Annotated in this window: 14 protein-coding genes; 4 read left to right on the plus strand and 10 right to left on the minus strand. The window is 42.1% G+C overall.

Going from position 1 to position 18,107, the window contains the following annotated elements:
* Positions 1–283 precede the first annotated feature (283 nt).
* Positions 284–1,192, minus strand: coding sequence for a GYDIA family GHMP kinase (locus FGG15_RS15565; RefSeq protein WP_138837882.1), 909 nt, complete (start codon positions 1,190–1,192; stop codon positions 284–286).
* Positions 1,192–2,508, minus strand: coding sequence for a hydroxymethylglutaryl-CoA reductase, degradative (locus FGG15_RS15570; RefSeq protein ID WP_138837884.1), 1,317 nt, complete (start codon positions 2,506–2,508; stop codon positions 1,192–1,194). The genes FGG15_RS15565 and FGG15_RS15570 overlap by 1 nt, the downstream gene beginning before the upstream one ends.
* Positions 2,509–2,665: 157 nt before the next feature.
* On the opposite strand from FGG15_RS15570, the gene FGG15_RS15575 reads away from it, so the two are divergent.
* Together FGG15_RS15575 and FGG15_RS15580 are read left to right on the plus strand one after the other, a co-directional pair.
* Positions 2,666–4,825 (plus strand): S9 family peptidase, encoded by a 2,160-nt coding sequence (locus FGG15_RS15575; RefSeq protein WP_138837887.1) that lies wholly within the window; start codon positions 2,666–2,668, stop codon positions 4,823–4,825.
* A gap of 16 nt (positions 4,826–4,841) precedes the next feature.
* Positions 4,842–6,374 (plus strand): peptide MFS transporter, encoded by a 1,533-nt coding sequence (locus FGG15_RS15580; RefSeq protein WP_138837889.1) that lies wholly within the window; start codon positions 4,842–4,844, stop codon positions 6,372–6,374.
* On the opposite strand, the gene FGG15_RS15585 is transcribed toward FGG15_RS15580, so the two are convergent.
* From FGG15_RS15585 to surE, 5 genes are read right to left on the minus strand one after another with little or no spacing between them, the layout of a single operon-like run.
* Complete coding sequence (locus tag FGG15_RS15585; RefSeq protein ID WP_237561833.1) at positions 6,371–8,395, minus strand: ComEC/Rec2 family competence protein; 2,025 nt, start codon at positions 8,393–8,395, stop codon at positions 6,371–6,373. The two genes, FGG15_RS15580 and FGG15_RS15585, sit on opposite strands and share 4 nt — an antisense overlap.
* Complete coding sequence (locus tag FGG15_RS15590) at positions 8,396–8,944, minus strand: C40 family peptidase (RefSeq protein ID WP_138837893.1); 549 nt, start codon at positions 8,942–8,944, stop codon at positions 8,396–8,398.
* A gap of 31 nt (positions 8,945–8,975) precedes the next feature.
* On the minus strand, positions 8,976–10,088 hold the full coding sequence (gene lpxB / locus FGG15_RS15595) for a lipid-A-disaccharide synthase (RefSeq protein ID WP_138837895.1): 1,113 nt from the start codon (positions 10,086–10,088) through the stop codon (positions 8,976–8,978).
* 28 nt (positions 10,089–10,116) lie between these two features.
* Positions 10,117–10,404: a hypothetical protein gene (locus FGG15_RS15600; protein WP_138837897.1), complete on the minus strand. Its 288-nt coding sequence runs from the start codon at positions 10,402–10,404 to the stop codon at positions 10,117–10,119.
* Positions 10,397–11,173: a 5'/3'-nucleotidase SurE gene (gene surE, locus FGG15_RS15605; RefSeq protein WP_138837899.1), complete on the minus strand. Its 777-nt coding sequence runs from the start codon at positions 11,171–11,173 to the stop codon at positions 10,397–10,399. Before surE ends, FGG15_RS15600 begins: the two co-directional genes overlap by 8 nt.
* A 203-nt stretch (positions 11,174–11,376) precedes the next feature.
* Between surE and FGG15_RS15610 the strand changes: the two genes are divergently transcribed.
* Positions 11,377–13,542: a carboxy terminal-processing peptidase gene (locus FGG15_RS15610; protein ID WP_138837901.1), complete on the plus strand. Its 2,166-nt coding sequence runs from the start codon at positions 11,377–11,379 to the stop codon at positions 13,540–13,542.
* A 57-nt stretch (positions 13,543–13,599) separates the two neighbouring features.
* On the opposite strand, the gene FGG15_RS15615 is transcribed toward FGG15_RS15610, so the two are convergent.
* A complete protein-coding gene (locus FGG15_RS15615) occupies positions 13,600–14,049 on the minus strand; it encodes a GNAT family N-acetyltransferase (RefSeq protein WP_138837903.1) in 450 nt (149 codons plus the stop codon).
* A 110-nt stretch (positions 14,050–14,159) separates the two neighbouring features.
* Here FGG15_RS15615 and FGG15_RS15620 point away from each other — a divergent pair, with 110 nt between their 5' ends.
* A complete protein-coding gene (locus FGG15_RS15620) occupies positions 14,160–14,960 on the plus strand; it encodes a DNA/RNA non-specific endonuclease (protein WP_138837905.1) in 801 nt (266 codons plus the stop codon).
* Here the strand turns inward: FGG15_RS15620 and rodA are convergent.
* Positions 14,957–16,243: a rod shape-determining protein RodA gene (rodA, locus tag FGG15_RS15625; protein WP_138837907.1), complete on the minus strand. Its 1,287-nt coding sequence runs from the start codon at positions 16,241–16,243 to the stop codon at positions 14,957–14,959. The two genes, FGG15_RS15620 and rodA, sit on opposite strands and share 4 nt — an antisense overlap.
* Positions 16,233–18,101, minus strand: coding sequence for a peptidoglycan D,D-transpeptidase FtsI family protein (locus FGG15_RS15630; protein WP_138837909.1), 1,869 nt, complete (start codon positions 18,099–18,101; stop codon positions 16,233–16,235). The genes rodA and FGG15_RS15630 overlap by 11 nt, the downstream gene beginning before the upstream one ends.
* Positions 18,102–18,107 lie beyond the last annotated feature (6 nt).

Below are 18,107 nucleotides of genomic sequence, written 5' to 3' on the forward strand. Positions count from 1 at the left end.
TTTTTCCATAGAAAAATAACAGTGATTAGGAGTATTTGAAGCAAGAAGAAGAAAAACGTGTAATCCCAAGAGAACATAGCATCTGAATTTTCAAAATCGATTCGGAATCACCTATATGAATGACCCCGGCAGTCAAATTGTGAAAAATGTGTATGTTTTCAGGCCCTGAATTGACGAATGCCCTGTTTCAGTTTACGGATGAGGCAAAATGAGGTGTTTTCTTAAGATTGGATCTATTGAAAAGGAGGAAGGTAGGTTGTATACAAACAAAAAAGTGGTAGGATCAAAGAACCATATCCGAATAAGATAATACAGTGTGGTATCCCTTATCCGTAAAATACTGCTGATCTTTTTTGGTGCCGGCTGCCATTACAAAATCACCACCCCAAGCACCCAGACTTTTAATGGATTTAGGAAAATCCGGGAATAATCTGTTTTGAACCGTGGGTACTTTTAGTACTTCGGACAAGGTTTGTTCATGCAAATCCATCAGCGCCAGGAACTCTTCTAGGGTACTGCAAATTGCCATGTTTTTGGTGATGGTGGTCAATTTATGGATCAATTCAGCTTTGTCAAATTCAAGCGAGCGGTAGTTGGCAATGGCATCCCTACTATTTCGTTTTTCATTGAGATAGACGAAAAATAGATTTTCTTTAAAGGGAGGATCAAAGCGAACTTCTTGAACTGTAGGGTGGTTGTCCTTAAGATGGTATAACAAAGGAGAGTTGTGCTGTGCGCAGGCAAGATCGTAACCGCTACCCCCAAAAGTTCTTTGCAATAAGTCGTGGGCATCCACCTTGGCCCATAAAGCCATGTTATTTATCAGGGTAGACGAAGTGCCCAACCCCCAATCTCTTGGAAAGGTCAAGAAGGTTTCCACACTCCGCTCTTGGCCATCAACCAAGAAGTTTGGATTCAAGGATTGTGCAGCTGTAAGGACTTCCAACAGTCGATTGGCCATTTTTTCATCTGAACTTATCCTTAGCTTAAGATTTGGAACCTCAAATTCAGCTTCAAACCACAGTTGTCCATCGGTATCGAAACTCGTCCACCCTAAAAATGGACTGCTAGATGGAACAAGCTTAAGGGATTGTCCAAACTTTGTAGGTACGGCAAGCCCAACAGCTCCATCCAGAATAGCGTACTCCCCTGAAAGTAATAGTTTTCCATGGCTATAATATTCTTGCTGCATTATTGCGATTGGATCTTTTCCAAGGCCTCCTTAACGGATGCATTGGTAACCGTATGGTCCTTAAAATACTGTACAAGCTGTTGTTTTTCACTTTCTGTGGCACCCATTTGGTTGAGCATATTCATCAAGTGCATTTTCATATGCCCTTTTTGGATTCCGGTGGTGACCAAGGATCGCAAAGCGGCAAAATTTTGGGCCAATCCGGCAACCGCGACTACTTGCATCAGTTCCTTGGCGGTAGGCTCCCCTAGAATTTCCAGAGCAAGTTTAACCATAGGATGAAGTGATGTAAGTCCGCCCACGGTACCCAAGGCCAGAGGCAATTCAATCCAAAATGAAAAGATGCCATCTTCAATTTTGGCATGGGTTAAACTGGAGTAATGCCCGTCTTTTGCTGCATAGGCATGTACCCCTGCCTCAATAGCCCTAAAGTCGTTTCCAGTGGCCAGAACCACGGCGTCCACCCCGTTCATAATTCCTTTATTGTGTGTCACCGCCCTGTGCGGTTCTACCTTGGCTATTTCTACAGCCCGAACTATTTTTTCAGCAAATTCTTTACCGGGGATGCCAGCTTGATCCAAGTCGGATACGGGACAGCTTACCTCTGCTTTTACCAAACATTGGGGGACGTAATTGGAAAGGATACTCATGACTACCTCCAATTCGGATTCTTCAGGTGTGAATGCTGAATACGTTTTGGCTTCGGATTTTAGAGTCTTGGCAAACTGCTCTAAACAGGAGTTGATGAAATTGGCGCCCATGGCGTCCAAAGTTTCAAAAGTGCAGTGCAATTGATGATATCCCTTAAGCTTATCATCCAGACTTCGGAGTTCAATGTTGTTTATCCCACCGCCGCGTTTTTCCATGTTTTTGGTGATGGCGGAAACGCTGTTAATTAATTTTGGCTTAAGCTGTTGAAAGAATGATGGGAGCTTGCCCGTGTCGCCATGAAACATAAAATGAACCTGGCCCACTTTTTCTGTACCCACAATTTCGGATTTGAACCCACCACGATTCAACCAGAACTTGGCCGCATTGCTCGCCGCTGCGACCACGGAACTTTCCTCAATGACCATGGGTATGGCATAGAACTTTCCATTGAGCAAAAAATTGGGCGCTACCGCAAATGGAAGGTAATAGTTGGATAAGGTATTTTCGATAAACTCATCATGCACCTTTTGAACTTTGGGATCTTCGTTCCAGTATTGTTCCAATAGCTTTTTGGAAGCGATAGGATTCTTGGTGTAATGTTCCGCAATCCAATTGATTTTTTCGCTTTTGGAAAGCTTGGAAAATCCTTCAACGGGAGTATTCATGGTGCTTGGTTAAAGGATTCAAATATAAGGATAATCCCATTTTAGGTGATGATTTAGATCAAATCGGAAAGATTTCCAGTGTTAAGTGTAAACACATAGTTTATTAATTGACAAAATATTAGTAAACTTGACGGTTTTTAATCAATTATCAGTATTCATGGGAAACAAATTCCTAATTTACATTTTTACCCTCGGATTTTTAACACTTTCACAAGCCCAAAAAAAGAAAATAACCCTTGAGGACATCTGGCAAGGGTCCTTTAGAACAGAATACATGGACGCGCTTCGCTCCATGAAAAATGGAACGGACTATACGGTTCTTAATTTCAATAGGTCTCCAAGATCAAGTAGTCTGGACAAATACAATTATGAAACCTCAGAAAAGGTGGAAACCATTGTAGCTTCTTCCGGAGATGTTCCCTTTTTCAGTTCATATACCTTTAGTAAAGATGAGACCAAAGTATTATTGGCCACAGAAATAGAGCCTATTTTTAGACATTCACGACTCGGCGTTTATTATGTATATGACGTAGTTGGCAAGAATATCATAAAGGTTTCTGATCAAAAGATTCAGGAACCTTTGCTTTCTCCAGACGGTTCGGCGGTTGCTTATGTTCAAAACAACAACATTTATGTTTTTGATCTAGCCTCCAGAGCCACAAAGCAGATCACTTTGGACGGTAGTAAGGGAGCCATTATCAATGGTGTTACCGATTGGGTTTATGAAGAAGAGTTTGCTTTTGTACGTGCTTTTGCTTGGAACAGTAATGGGAGCAAGATCGCCTTCCTTCGATTTGATGAGTCCAATGTTCCTCTTTATGCCATGGATGTTTACGGTCAAAACCTGTATCCTTTTCAATACGAATTCAAGTATCCTAAAGCCGGGGAGGAGAATGCGACAGTAAGTCTTCATATGTACGATGTTTCCGCTGGAAATACTTCTGATGTTGATTTGGGAAATGCGTATTACATCCCCAGAATCAAATGGAAGAACAATCCCAATGAATTGAGTGTCCAAACCATTAACAGACATCAAAACCACCTAAAGATGTATAGTGTTAATGCCAAGGACAATGCTGTGACACTTTTGCACGAGGAGAAGGACGCAGCTTATGTGGACATCACTGATGACCTTACCTTTTTACCAGATGACAGTTTTATCTGGACGAGCGAGCAGGATGGTTTTAACCATATCTACCTTTATGGACAAGATGGGAAGCTAAAAAACCAAGTGACCCAAGGGCCTTGGGAGGTAACGGCCTATTACGGTTACGACGAAAAACGAAAGCGAATTTATTACCAATCCTCGGAAAACGGCTCCATAAATAGAGGGGTATTTAGCATTGGGGCAAATGGGAAGAAAAAGAAGACTTTAAGCGCTAAACAAGGAACCAATGGTGCGGCATTTAGTGCAAGCTTTACCTATTATATCAATACGTATTCCAGTGCCACTGCGCCGTATCAATTTACGTTACACCAAGCTTCGGATGGGAAACAGCTCAAGGTGATCAAGGACAATAACACTCTGGATCAAAAGTTGGAGAGTTATGAGCTTAGCCCGAAGGAATTTTCAACCATCAGCATCAATGGGAATGACCTGAACATGTGGATGATCAAACCGGCCGACTTTGATCCCAGTAAAGAATACCCACTTTTAATGTTCCAGTATAGTGGTCCGGGTTCCCAACAAGTGGCTAACAGATGGTTGGGAAGCAATGATTACTGGCACGAAATGTTGGCATCCGAAGGCTATATTGTGGCCTGTGTGGATGGCAGGGGAACAGGCTTAAAAGGACGTGACTTTAAAAAGGTCACCTATATGAATCTGGTAAAATATGAGACCGAAGACCAGATTGCCGTGGCCAAGAAACTGAGTAAACTCCCATATATTGATGAAAACCGCACCGGTATCTGGGGTTGGAGCTATGGAGGTCACATGAGTACCAACTGCTTGTTGAAAGGGAATGATGTTTTTGAAATGGCGATTGCCGTTGCACCTGTCACGTCATGGCGATTCTATGATACCATTTACACCGAGCGATTTATGCGTACGCCTGCGGAAAATCCTGCTGGCTATGACGACAACTCACCTTTTAACTATCCTGAATTGTTAAAGGGGAAATACCTCTTGGTGCATGGCTCGGGGGATGACAATGTGCATGTGCAAAATTCCATGCGCATGATCGAGGCATTGGTGCAGGCGAACAAGGATTTTGAATGGGCTATTTATCCCGATAAAAATCACGGGATCTACGGGGGCAATACCCGACTTCACCTATTTAGCAAGATGACCAAGTTCGTCAAGGAAAATTTGTAACCAAACTATCTAATATATGTCAGATGTTGTAAAACCGGCTAGCGAAAAGCAGCTTCTTGGGCACCCACAAGGCCTATTCTACCTGTTTTTTGCTGAGCTATGGGAACGCTTTAGTTTCTATGGAATGCGTGCATTGCTCACGCTCTATATGGTTAATGTAATATTCGAGGCCCTGTCCACCAGGGATTATGCCGCTGCTGCAGTTTATGCTTCGTATGGCTCCTTGGTTTACGCTTCCACGGTTATTGGAGGCAAGATTTCGGATTCCATTCTAGGGATGCGGGCATCCATCTTTTTAGGAGGAATTTTGATGGCCCTGGGTCATTTTGTGTTGGCCATTGAACATAATATTGCCTTCTTTCTGGCCTTGGCTTTAATCATTGTTGGAAATGGCTTTTTTAAGCCCAACATATCCACCTTTGTAGGAACGCTATATAAGGACGGAGATCCCCGAAAGGATTCTGGGTTCACCATATTTTATATGGGGATAAACATAGGAGGATTTATTTCCCCTTTACTCTGTGGCTGGCTTGGTGAAACCTATGGATGGCACTACGGATTTGGTCTTGCAGGAATTGGAATGTTAACCGGATTACTCTTCTTCTGGAGTGGTATCAAGAAGAATGTGTTTGGTGATGGAGGAAAACCACCCAGCGTAGAGGTGTATGAAAAAAAGGTGATGGGAATTCCACAAAAACATTTAATCCCCATATTAGCCTTTTTGTCCGCACCTTTGATTGCATTTTTATTGCATTCGTACAAGTCGCTGGGAGAAGAAGGAACTGCATTTGCCGATACCAATATCGTGAACCTCTTGTTTTATCTGGTTGGGATTGTCGTGCTGATATATATGGCAACCATCATGGTTAAATCAACGGTGGATGAGCGTAAAAAGCTCTTTATGGCTCTGTTGATTACCTTCTTTATGACCATTTTCTGGGGCTTTCATGAATTGCACGGCAGTGTGATTACCTTGTTTGCTGCCAGAAATGTAGACTTGTCCTTGATCAATGCGAGTCAGACCAATGCCCTGAACTCCATGTTTATTGTGATCTTGTCCATTCCTATTTCTATCATGTGGACCTATATGGCCAAGAAGAAAATCAACCCAAGAACCCCATATAAGTTTGGTATGGGATTGGTGTTGGCAGGTTTGGCATTTTATGTGGTATCCTTAAGCGGTGGTAGTGCAGATGAAAATGGGATGGTTCCGTTCTCTTATCTGCTCTGGCTATATTTTATCATTTCCGTTGGAGAACTATTTATGTCTCCGGTAGGACTTTCCAAGATTACCGATTTATCACCCAAACGAATTGTGGCCTTTATGATGGGGGTATGGTTCCTATCATCCGCTTACGCCTTCCAGATTGTTGGTTTTATCTCCAAGCAATTGGCTATTGAAAGTACGGATAGCAATGTTGGTGGTCTGGAAACCTTGGATGTGTACTTGGATGGATTCCGATTGATTGCCATTTATGCCTTGGTAGCAGGTGCAGTAGTATTACTGTTTGGGCCTTTAATGAAACGCTTGATGGGGAATGTCCATTAATCTTCTTCAAGATTGAAAACATAAAATCCCTTTTCACTGGTACTTTGGAAGGGGATTTCTTTTTGTGCACAAGTTGTTTTCCATTGACGCACATAACTCTTGTAGTTGCTCCCATCTGCCAAAACTAGTTTGGGTCCGACAGAATCCAAGAGGCGACCCAAATGAACTTTGGGAGATTGGGTGAGTACGAGATAATCAACACCACTTTTTAGAGGATAGTTACCAAAACTGTCCATTACAAAAATTCTTTTTTGGCTAAGGTGATAGCTGTTTTTTAAGGAATGCACTTTTGAGGATGAGATGCGCTTTGCAATTTTGAAATTGTCGATCCACGAAGGATTAAGAAGGGTATCATTGGCATGGATATTTAAATTGTTTCCGTTTTGATATAGTAGCAAGCTCTGTTTGGTCTGATTAGCCAAAATCAAACTTTGGACGGTATTGGATTGCTGTTGGTTCCAAATAACCCATAACTGCATCATCAGAATACTGATTCCAAGCAACCATACATTTTTGACTTTGGGTTTAGACAGCGTTCGAACCAATGCGATAATGAGAACATACCCCAAGACCATCTGAATTTGGTCAAATGGAATATCCCTGATAACAAAACCTTCCTGTTTTCCCACCCAAGCCACTATGGTATTCATGGTTCCTATTAAAAAATTATATACCTCCGCCACTTGATGGGGCAGGGCATGGATAAAGGATAGAACGATGACAAAAATTCCCATACCTAATAGCAATCCAAGAAACGGCACTACCAAAAGATTGGAAACAAAGAATAAGGCGGGAAATTGATGAAAATAATAAAGGCTTATGGGCAAAACACCCAATTGGGCCGCAATACTGACCGACATGAGTTGCCAAGACTTTTGAAGAATGATATTTTCCGGATACCAAAAACGTTGCAACTTGGGATACAACCAAACAATGGCAAATACCGCAGCATAACTCATTTGAAAACCGACTTGGAACAGGAACAAAGGTTTAATCAACAAGATAAAGAACATGGAAAGCGCCAAGATGTTAAACGCATTGGTGGGGCGGTTCAGGTGCATGGCGTAGGCTACAAAGGAAAACATGGTAACGGCCCGGACAATGGAGGGTGATAATCCTGCGATAAAGGCATACATCCAAAGAAAAAGGACTACCATAATCAGCTTTAAGGTTTTACCTTTTGGGAGCCTTTCCAGGGGCGACAGAAAAAATTGGAACAAAAGGAGCAGTATGCCCACGTGTAGTCCAGAAACAGCCAAAATATGGACTGCTCCAGCATCTCTATAACTTTTGTAGGTGTCTTCAGAAATGTCGTCCCGCTGGCCCAGTACCAAGGCCTGAATCACGCTTAACTCTTCCTTCCCAAACTCCTCTTGCTTCAAGTTGGATAGTATTTGATTCCGAAAACGAGAGGCTATTCCGTATAAAGTAGATGAGGGGTTTTCCTGAATTTTAAATTGATCGGGTTGTGCTCGGATTTGATATCGAATGCCCTGTTTGGCCAGATAATCTTTATAATCAAAGCTGTTGGGATTCAAAGGGGGGCGGATGGTTTCTGCCTTTCCCCATAGCACAAGCTCGTCATCAACGCTGAGCAACTTGGAAGTGGAATCCAAAGGGAGGGTGAGCAGCAGTTTCCCTCTTGACTTGCTCCCGTCCAACGAATGCAAGTGGGTGATGCATCGTTGGGAATAGGAGTTCGGCTTCAGGACTTCCTGAATCTTTAATTCCCATAAACCAATTACATCTTCCTTGGTATTTTCAAACCTTCCTTCCCATGTGCTGGACATTGAAAAAGTTACCGTAAAAATTCCTAGAACTATTACGGTAACCACTGTAAGGCATTCAAAAAAAGGAAAAGTTCGGCGTTTTTGTTTTTTGAAACTAAAATAGAGGAAGGGAAGTAGGGAAAGAAGAAGAATCAGAACCCAATAGGAGCTAAAATTCCAATACAAACCCAACACAATGCCTATGATCAGGCAGAGTGTCAACTTAATGGACACAAAATTAAATTGTTGCATTTACAATATCCTCATGGCCTTGACAAAGGCGTGGTTCCAATATCCTTCCCTAAGGGAAGAAACTATGACTCCACGTGAGGTTGTAGCGTGAATAAATTTGATTTCGTTTCGGTTGACATCGACTACCAATCCCACATGATTGATGCGTTTGCCACTTTTGCCGGTCTTAAAGTACAGCAGGTCTCCTTTTTGAACCTGACCTACCTTAATTCGTTTTCCATGTTCCGCCATCTGGTGCGATACTCTGGGAAATTCGATATCATTTTCTTTGAGCGAAACAAACACCAATCCTGAGCAATCCATGCCTTTTTCGGTGGTTCCCCCGTATTTGTAACGGGTGCCCGAAAAGGTCATCGCAGTGGCAATAATATTTTTGGCTTGGTCATTTGCCCGTTCTTCTTTTCGAGATAATTTGGGTGGCGTGGGTTCCTCGATTGATCCTTCAACTGTAATGGTGGGGGTTCTGCTCTTGCTGTACGTTCGCTTCTTTTTTGCCCCGCAACCAAGCAGGAACAAAAGGGTAAGAATACAAAGGACGTTTCGAAACATGTTAAGTAGGTTTATGACTTGTGGCCATAAATTAAGCATTTTCAACAATTAATTGTGCTGCTAATTGACTGGCACCTTTTCCACCTAGTTTTTTCCGAAGGATTTGATAGTCATCCAAAATGGCTTCACGTTTTGGTCCTTCAACAATCTTGCCAAGCTCTTGTTTAAGATTGGCTGTTGTTAAATCGTTTTGTATCAGTTCTTTGACAACCTCTTTGTCCATGATCAGGTTGACCAGGGAAATGTATTCCAAGGTAATGATGCGCTTTGCAATTTGGTACGAAATCCAGTTTCCCTTGTAGCACACCACTTGAGGAATGCCAAAAAGTGCCGTTTCCAAAGTGGCTGTTCCACTGGTCACCAATGCAGCGTGGGAGTACTTTAACAATGTGTAGGTCTGATTGGAAACATACCCGACTTTGTTTTCATTCCTATAGGAGGAATAGAAATCCTGTGATAAACTGGGAGCACCGGCAATCACAAACTGATACTGAGGGAAATCTTTGGTGACCGAAAGCATCACCGCCAACATTTTTTGTACTTCTTGTTTTCTACTCCCTGGAAGCAGGGCTATAATGGGATTTTCAGGATGCAAGGAATTTTGCAAACGAAATTCCGTTTCTTCCGGGATATCTGTATTGTCAATGGCATCAATTAGGGGATGACCCACAAAATGAACTGGATAGCCATGCTTTTTTTCGTAAAAATCCTTTTCAAATGGGAGAATCACGTGCATTTGATCAATATCCCGTTTAATTTTCTTGATTCTACCTTCCCTTGAGGCCCAGATTTGTGGGGAGATATAGTAATTGGTTCTAAAACCGTTAGCCTTGGCCCATTTTGCAATGCGAAGGTTAAATCCTGAAAAATCAATGAAAACCACGACATCGGGATTAAATTTTCCGATATCCTCCTTGCAAAAAGAGATGTTCTTGAAGATGGTGGGAATATTCTTGATGACCTCCAAAAACCCCATAAAAGCCATGTCCTTGTAATGCTTGGCCAATACACCGCCTGCTTGTTCCATCAAATCCCCGCCCCAACATCTGATCTGGGCATTGGCATCCTTTTGCCTAATGGCCTTAATCAAATTTGAACCATGTAGGTCTCCCGATGCTTCCCCGGCAATGATGTAGTACTTCATCCTAAAAATTCATTTTCAAGGGTCAAGATCATTTGAAAAATTTAAAGTACATGATCAGCAGGGCTGTAAGTAGGGTTGCCACCATAACCCCTCTTGCCCTATGGTCCCTCTTAAGTCGCAAAAACCCAAAAAAGGCAACCAAATTCAAAATGGCGCCAAGGGCGAGCAAGCTACCCACATGTCCTTGGGAAATAGCGGCTTCAATGGTTTCGGTAATTCCAAGGTCGGAAAAAATCAAAATGTATCCCAGGGTCCCAAAGGTATTGGCAATAATACCCACAACAAACCCGATTAAAACTTCTTTTCTGTTATTCATTCAAACACCAATTGTTTACTTGTGGAATGGCATGGTGGGCGGTAAGGTCAAATTGGGTGGGAACCACGGAAACATAGCCCTGCGAAAGTGCCCACTCATCAGTGTCTTGTCCCTTGTCCAAAAGCTCAAATTCCCCGGAAAGCCAATAATAATCCTTGCCAGTGGGACTTGTACGTTTATCAAACTGTTCTCTCCAATTGGCCCTGGCTTGTCTGCATACCTTGATGCCATTGGGCTCCTTATCGGTTTTAGGAAAATTCACATTGAGCACGGTACCCTTGGGAATCCCATGAAGCAATGCTTCGGTAACAATTTTTTTGATGGACTTGCTGGTGTGTTCAAAATCGGCTTCCCAGGAATAATCGCATAGCGAAAAACCAATGGCGGGAATGCCCTCAATTCCTGCCTCAATGGCAGCACTCATGGTTCCAGAATAAATAACATTGATGGATGCATTGGAACCGTGATTGATACCACTAACACAGATATCCGGTTTTCTATCAAGCAATTCTTGGAGGGCCAATTTCACACAATCCGCCGGAGTCCCACTACAACTGTACTCCAATGGAGCTCCTTCTTCTTGGTCAATAATGACCTGTTTGGAATACAGGGTGCTATCAATGGTAATTGCATGTCCCATACCTGATTGTGGACTATCTGGGGCAACCACCACAACCTCTCCTATTTCCTTCATTACACCGATCAATGATCGAAGCCCAGGGGCAGTAATTCCATCATCATTGGTGACCAGGATGAGCGGTTTTTCCATTTTGTATAATTAATAGGGTAAAAATACGTTTTTCATTAGGATATGAAGCTCTAGGTGTTTAACAAAAAATTAAACGGACTTGACCAGACTGGCACGGTTTTTTCAGTATCTTAGGGAATTCATACAAGTAGAAACGGAGGATGAAGTGATGAGTTTTTGGTTGGTTAGCCAACTAGTTTCGTTCCCAATTAAACAACCTTTTTATGAAAAAGAATTTCACCTTAGCTCTTTTGGTAATTCTTGTGGCGGTAGCCTCCTGTAGTTTTACAAGCAAATCTTTTGAAAACGATGACAAGGACAAATTGTTGTTGGATTTGATTACCTACGTCTTGGAACGGGGGCATTATGAGCCAAAAAACCTAAACGATAGTTTTTCGTCCAATGTTTTTGACGATTTCGTGGATATCCTAGACCCCACGAAGAGATACTTCATTGCGAGCGATATTCGGGAGTTTGAAAAATATAGGTTTCAGATAGATGACGAAATAAAAAATACTGACATTACTTTTTTCAATATTGTGTACCAACGTTTGATGAAGCGTATGGGAGAAGCAAAGGAGATTTACAGAGAAGTACTGTCCCAACCTTTTGATTATTCCCTTGAGGAAACCATCAATATTGATTATAAAGATCAAGATTACGCTGCCAACAGAAAGCAGCTAAAGGAGCGCTGGAGAAAGCAATTGAAATATAACACCTTGGCAGTTTTTGATGGGAAGGTTGAAAATAGAATTTCAGATGCCGGGGAGCAAGTTGCTGATGTCAATGCATTGACTTACAGCAGTATTACTTCGTCAGTGAATAGGAATGAATTGGAGGAAGAAGCAAGAGAGAACACAAAAAACACCTTGGATGAGTTCTTTGACTTTATCGATGATTTAGAGCGAAAGGATTGGTTTGTGCAATACATCAACACTATTGTGGATGAATTTGATCCGCATACCTTCTATTTTGCTCCGGATGATAAAGAAAAGTTTGATATTGGAATGTCCGGAAAGTTTGAAGGTATTGGAGCACGTTTGCAAAAGAAGCCGGAAGGCGCCAGAATCATGGAAATCATTTCCGGTGGCCCTGTTTGGAGAGAACAAAGCTTGGAAGTAGGTGATGAAATTCTTAAAGTAGGTCAAGATGGCGAAGAGCCCATTGATATTGTAGGAATGCGCTTGGACGATGCCATTAAATTGATCAAAGGGCCTAAAGGTACCATTGTAGACTTGACCGTTAGACGTGTAGACGGTACAATAGATGTGGTTTCCATTACCCGTGATGTAGTGATGTTGGAAGAGTCCTATGCTAAATCAGCGACAGTTAAAAGAGAAGATCACAAATACGGATTAATCAATTTGCCCAAGTTCTATGTAGATTTTGAGGACTATACCGAAAGAAATGCGGCAACAGATGTCGCCAAAGAAGTGGACCGACTTAGGGAAGCTGGAGTAGAAGGTATAGTGCTTGACCTTCGGGATAATGGAGGTGGTTCGCTTAAGACCGTTGTGGAAATGGCCGGACTTTTTATCAAAGATGGTCCTATTGTACAAGTAAGATCTTCGGGGCAAAGAAAAGAAGTACACGAAGATAAGGACGAGCGCATTCAATGGGATGGCCCGTTGGTAATCTTGGTGAATGAGTTGTCCGCATCTGCATCTGAGATACTCGCAGCAGCCATGCAGGATTATAAGCGCGCTGTTGTTATTGGTAGCAAACAGACTTTTGGTAAGGGAACTGTTCAAAATGTAATTCCTTTGGATAATATTGTTCGTAGCAATGAGCATGGAGATTTGGGAGCTATAAAGCTTACAACACAGAAATTCTACCGAATTAACGGAGGTTCTACACAGTTGGAAGGTGTAAAGAGTGACATTGTGGTTCCAGACCGTTACAGTTATATCGATCTAGGAGAGAGAGATCAGGAAAATCCATTGGGTTGGGATAAAATATCTCCAGCAGATTATGAAATCTGGGAAGGCTATATCGATTTTGAGACAGCAGTGGCCAATAGTAAAAAACGAATGGCTGAGAATCCACAGATCGAGTTGATTGAGGAAAATGCCAAATGGTTGAAGGAGCAGCAAGATGAAACCATTGTTTCCTTGAATTACGACGCGTTCAAGGTCAAGGAGGGAGAAGCGAAGAAGCGTTCAGATCACTTCAAGAGCCTAAGGGAATATGATTCCAAACTCACATTTGAATCCCTGAAATATGAGACCGAATTGTTTACCCAAGACTCTGTATTACGTGAAAAAAGAAATCGCTGGCACAAGGATTTGGCTAGGGATATTTATGTGGAGGAAGCCATTAATGTGCTTCGAGACCTTCAGTTGAACAACATCAAAAGCAGCGAGCGAAAATTAGCCGCCGTTAAGGGATAATAAAAACATTTTTCAAAATATAGAAAACCGGCTCTTTGAAGCCGGTTTTTTTGTACCCTATAAACTAAGGGTATAGATTCTGGATTCCTCCTCCCAAGGATGATACCCTTGTCCCACATAATGAAATCCATGCTTTTCATAATATCCTATATGTTCTGTGCAGAGATAAATGTGCTTGAATCCACCTTTACGTGCATCCTCTTTAGCTTTTTCAATAAGAAGGGCAGGGTAACCCTTTCCTCTATGTCCCTCTTCAATGAACAAAGCACATATCCAAGGATATAGATCCATCCTGCTAATAAAATCATTTGTAATCAGTCCAGCGCAACCTATGGTTTCTCCTTTATTTTCTAACAAATACCATTGTGGTAAAGGATTAGGGGAATCAATACAATTACTGATGCAATCCTGATATACCTCCGGCGGTACACTTTTCCAAGTCTGTTGGAAATAGGATATAACATGCTCCAAACTTGTTGGATTTTCGCGAACGGAAACTATCTTCATAGTTGTTTGGTTTTTGATGGTTTCGCAAAGGAATATAAATACAATAAATTGCCCCTTGCTTCTTTCAAATTTATGCCAATCTTTGACTAAATGATTAATTGGAAATGGTTATGAAAAACAAAACCATCTATACGCTTCTCTTTATAACCTGTGTGGTGGGGTTTTGGGTGTTTGAGAATTTTTATACTCCGGACACTTATTCCAACCCAAAAAGTGACAATGATGGTCTGCTACTAGATGAACTCTTCTTGCCCCAATCCACTACGGATGTGATAGTAGAACATGACCATTTTATGCTTTCCTATAGTGAACCGCATGAACAGGCGGAGTGGGTAGCCTATCCGTTGCAAAGAAGTCATCTTACCCATGATGACCGTCAAAGACCTTATTTTATTGAAGACCCCAAAGTGAAAACCAAATCGGCGGATTGGAGAAATTATAAAGGTTCTGGTTATGATCGTGGGCACCTTTGCCCGGCTGGGGATAGGCGGTTTTCGGAATATGCTTACAATGAGACCTTCTATACCAGCAACATTAGTCCCCAGGATCGGGATTTTAATGCAGGAGTCTGGAACCGTTTGGAACAACAAGTAAGACAATGGTGTAAAAAACGAGGAGATTTAGTGGTTATCACGGGAGGGATTTTGGAAAAAGGCCTGGAAGAAATTGGGGAAGAGGATGTTGATGTTCCCGAGGCATTTTTCAAAGTGATCATTAAAAAAAATAAGACTGGGGATGAACTCCTTGCATTCCTAGTGCCACATAGAGAAAGTCAGAAACCTCTCAATCAATTTCTAATTTCCATAGATGAGCTTGAAAAACATTCGGGGATAGATTTCTTTGTTAATCAACCCAAAGAATGGCAAGACAAGTTCGAAGCAGGAATCAATACTTCAGGTTGGGATTTTTAAATACCATCCTTTAATCGGTTGGAATCCAGCTTCAGGAAAATAAACAACAGCATCGTAAAAAAGATAAGCCCAGAACCTCCGTAGCTAAAAAACGGCAGTGGAACTCCAATAGTGGGCAGAAGTCCAATCACCATCCCAATGTTGATAAAATAATGAATCAACAAAATGGAAATGACCCCATACCCGTACATGCGACTAAAATCATTTTTTTGCCGCTCCGCAATATAGATCAGCCGTAAAAAGAAAATGGAAAATATGAGAATTACGGAAGCGGTCCCCAGGAAACCCCATTCTTCGCCCACAGAGCTAAAAATATAGTCCGTATGTTGCTCGGGTACAAAGTCTCCCTTGGTACGGGTACCTTCCAAAAAACCCTTACCGAAGAACCCACCAGATTCAATGGCTTTTTCGGATTGGTAGGTGTTATAGCCAATGGTCTTGCGGATTTCCTCCAATTTTTGTTCATCCTTTTCCAAACGCAGCCAAAGGGCAAAACGATCTCGGTGTCGTTGTTCAAAAACGCTGTCAAAAACAAACCGAACCGAAAAGGAAAATAACACGGCCACCCCCATGATGGCAATAAATGGGAGTATGGGAATTTTGGTCGATTTTTTCTTGAACCCAAAAATGAGGATGGTAAGCATAACCAAGCCAATGGAGACCCAAACGGTTCCATACATCAAAGTGGTGGCAAACAAAACGACCATAACCAATAGAATTCCCAAATAGTAAAGCGGAAAACCCTCCCTAAAAAGCACAAAAAAGAGCGAAAAGTAAATCAAGGAACTACCGGGATCCGGTTGGGGCAAAATCAGCAGCGCAGGTAAAAGAATGATCACTAGGGCATATAGCTGATGCCTTCTATTTTTGATGTCGGTCTGAATATCACTCAGGTACTTTGCCAAGGCCAAGGCGGTTGTCATTTTGGCCAATTCTGAAGGTTGCAGGTTAAAAAAGCCAAGATCGTACCAAGAAGTTGCTCCAGCTATGGTCTTTCCAAAGACAAAAAGCCCAAGTAAGAGTACAATGGAAGCAATGTAAAAGATGGAGGCAAATCGTTCAAAAAAGTTGGTTTCTATAAACAATACGAAGACAATACCCAACCCGGCAAGCCCCATAAAAAATAGCTGTTTGCCATACAAGGTTGAAAAATCGAAAATGGAAAGGTCGGGATTACTTAATGTGGTAGAGTAAATATTGACCCAACCCATAAAAACCAAAAGTGCATAGAGAAAAACAGTAAGCCAATCCAATCTGCCAAACAGCCCCCTTCTACCAAACATACTCGTTTATCTTGAACGGTTCCCCACTTAAAGGTTTGGCATACTCATGCTCCAAGGTCTTTTCAAGCATGCGTTTCTCCAAATCTTTGCGGGTAATTTCCCCTTTGAGATATTTTTCAATCAATAACGAAGCGATGTGACCGGCATACCGCCCGCCATAATACCCATTTTCAATGTATACCGCCAAGGCAATTTTAGGGTTCTCCACTGGGGCAAAGGCCACAAATACCGAATTGTCCGTAAGCTGCACTTTCTCGCCATTAATTCGGGTAAAGTTTTCCACGGTCCCGGTCTTACCTGCAATATTGATTCCTGGAACTTGAATCCATCTGGCAGTCCCGTATTTGTACACGTTGGACATGCCCTCAATAACAGGATCAAAGTGTTTTCGGTCTATGGTGGTATAATGCGGTTCGGTGTATTTAGGGTCAATAGCACCTGAAGAACCAACGTTTTTGAGAATATGGGGAGTGTAATAATACCCCCTATTGGAAATGGCCGCAGTCATATTGGCCAATTGGAGTGGAGTGGCAGCCACTTCCCCCTGTCCTATGCTGTTGGAAATAATAGTGGATGAAGCCCATCCACCATCGCCATACCATCTATCATAAAAGGCCTTTCCTGGAATCCTTCCGGGTCTACCCGTTGGAAGGTCCGTGCCCAAATAATTCCCCAGACCAAAACTTTCAATGTGCTTTTCCCAAACGTCCATCCCCTCGTCCGTAGTGGGGAACTTATCATAGATTTTTCGAAACGTGCCCGCAAAATAGGCGTTGCAAGATTCCTGAATCCCTAATATCATATTTCGTACCCCGCCTCCACAATGGCATCCCTTTTTCTGGTTTCCAACATAAAACCCATTATAACAGCGGAACTTGGTACCGGGTTCTATCACACCTTCTTGAAGTGCCACAAGCGCATTTAATGTCTTGAATGGAGACCCAGGTTCCTTTTCAAACGAAATGGAACGATCAAACAACGGTTTCGAAATGGAATCGTAATGGAGTTTGCTGTAATTTTTGGAGCGTTGCCTTCCCACTAATAAGGAGGGGTCATAGGTAGGTCCTGAAATCATGGCCAAAATCTCCCCGGTTTTGGGTTCTATGGCTACAATTCCACCACGTTTACCATGCATCAATCGCTCTCCGTATTCTTGCAATTTTTTGTCAAGAGTGATTCTAATTTCCCTCCCTTGTTCGGGCAAGGTGTCCAGTTTTCCTCCTTTATAGGGGCCAATATCCCGATTGAATCGGTCTTTTTGGATGTGTTTTACACCTTTTCTACCCCGTAATAATTCTTCGTATTGTTTTTCAACACCAGTTTGGCCCTTTAATTCCCCAGCCACATAGTATGGGTTTCGATCCAAGTCCCATTCGTTTACCTCACTGATATAGCCTAAAACATTGGCAGCTCCTGAAGTTGTATAGTAGCGAAGGGAACGTTTTTGAATATAGAAGCCTTCAAAATGTCGCATTTTCTCTTGAAGACGAGCATAATCTTCTTTAGACAATTGAGGAACCAGCACTGAAGGAAGTCGGGGGGAATAGGTTCTGGCCTTCTTCATTTTTTTTACAAATTCGGCTTTGTCTATTGCCAAGAGGTTGCAGAACTCCAAGGTGTCCAAAGGTTTTACCTCTCGGGGAATTACCATGACATCATAAGCAGCCTGGTTTCCCACCATTAGCTCCCCATTACGGTCGTAGATGTATCCCCGTTCTGGATAATCGTATATTTTTTTAATGGCTGGGTCGTCCAAAATTTGGTCGGGCGAAAAACGAAACAGCTGTAAATAGGAGAGTCTACCAATGAAAGTAAAACCAATGATTACAATGATGGAAGATAAGAGTAGTTTTTTCATTTAAAA

This window comes from Flagellimonas algicola, from assembly GCF_005937185.1.
GTDB classification, from domain to species: Bacteria; Bacteroidota; Bacteroidia; order Flavobacteriales; family Flavobacteriaceae; genus Flagellimonas; species Flagellimonas algicola.

Bases quoted from the DNA above. Each gene is read 5' to 3' on its own strand.
- FGG15_RS15565 (WP_138837882.1), bottom strand. From the start codon at position 1,192: ATGCAGCAAGAATATTATAGCCATGGAAAACTATTACTTTCAGGGGAG.
- FGG15_RS15570 (WP_138837884.1), bottom strand. From the start codon at position 2,508: ATGAATACTCCCGTTGAAGGATTTTCCAAGCTTTCCAAAAGCGAAAAA.
- FGG15_RS15575 (WP_138837887.1), top strand. From the start codon at position 2,666: ATGGGAAACAAATTCCTAATTTACATTTTTACCCTCGGATTTTTAACA.
- FGG15_RS15580 (WP_138837889.1), top strand. From the start codon at position 4,842: ATGTCAGATGTTGTAAAACCGGCTAGCGAAAAGCAGCTTCTTGGGCAC.
- FGG15_RS15585 (WP_237561833.1), bottom strand. From the start codon at position 8,395: ATGCAACAATTTAATTTTGTGTCCATTAAGTTGACACTCTGCCTGATC.
- FGG15_RS15590 (WP_138837893.1), bottom strand. From the start codon at position 8,944: ATGTTTCGAAACGTCCTTTGTATTCTTACCCTTTTGTTCCTGCTTGGT.
- lpxB (WP_138837895.1), bottom strand. From the start codon at position 10,088: ATGAAGTACTACATCATTGCCGGGGAAGCATCGGGAGACCTACATGGT.
- FGG15_RS15600 (WP_138837897.1), bottom strand. From the start codon at position 10,404: ATGAATAACAGAAAAGAAGTTTTAATCGGGTTTGTTGTGGGTATTATT.
- surE (WP_138837899.1), bottom strand. From the start codon at position 11,173: ATGGAAAAACCGCTCATCCTGGTCACCAATGATGATGGAATTACTGCC.
- FGG15_RS15610 (WP_138837901.1), top strand. From the start codon at position 11,377: ATGAAAAAGAATTTCACCTTAGCTCTTTTGGTAATTCTTGTGGCGGTA.
- FGG15_RS15615 (WP_138837903.1), bottom strand. From the start codon at position 14,049: ATGAAGATAGTTTCCGTTCGCGAAAATCCAACAAGTTTGGAGCATGTT.
- FGG15_RS15620 (WP_138837905.1), top strand. From the start codon at position 14,160: ATGAAAAACAAAACCATCTATACGCTTCTCTTTATAACCTGTGTGGTG.
- rodA (WP_138837907.1), bottom strand. From the start codon at position 16,243: ATGTTTGGTAGAAGGGGGCTGTTTGGCAGATTGGATTGGCTTACTGTT.
- FGG15_RS15630 (WP_138837909.1), bottom strand. From the start codon at position 18,101: ATGAAAAAACTACTCTTATCTTCCATCATTGTAATCATTGGTTTTACT.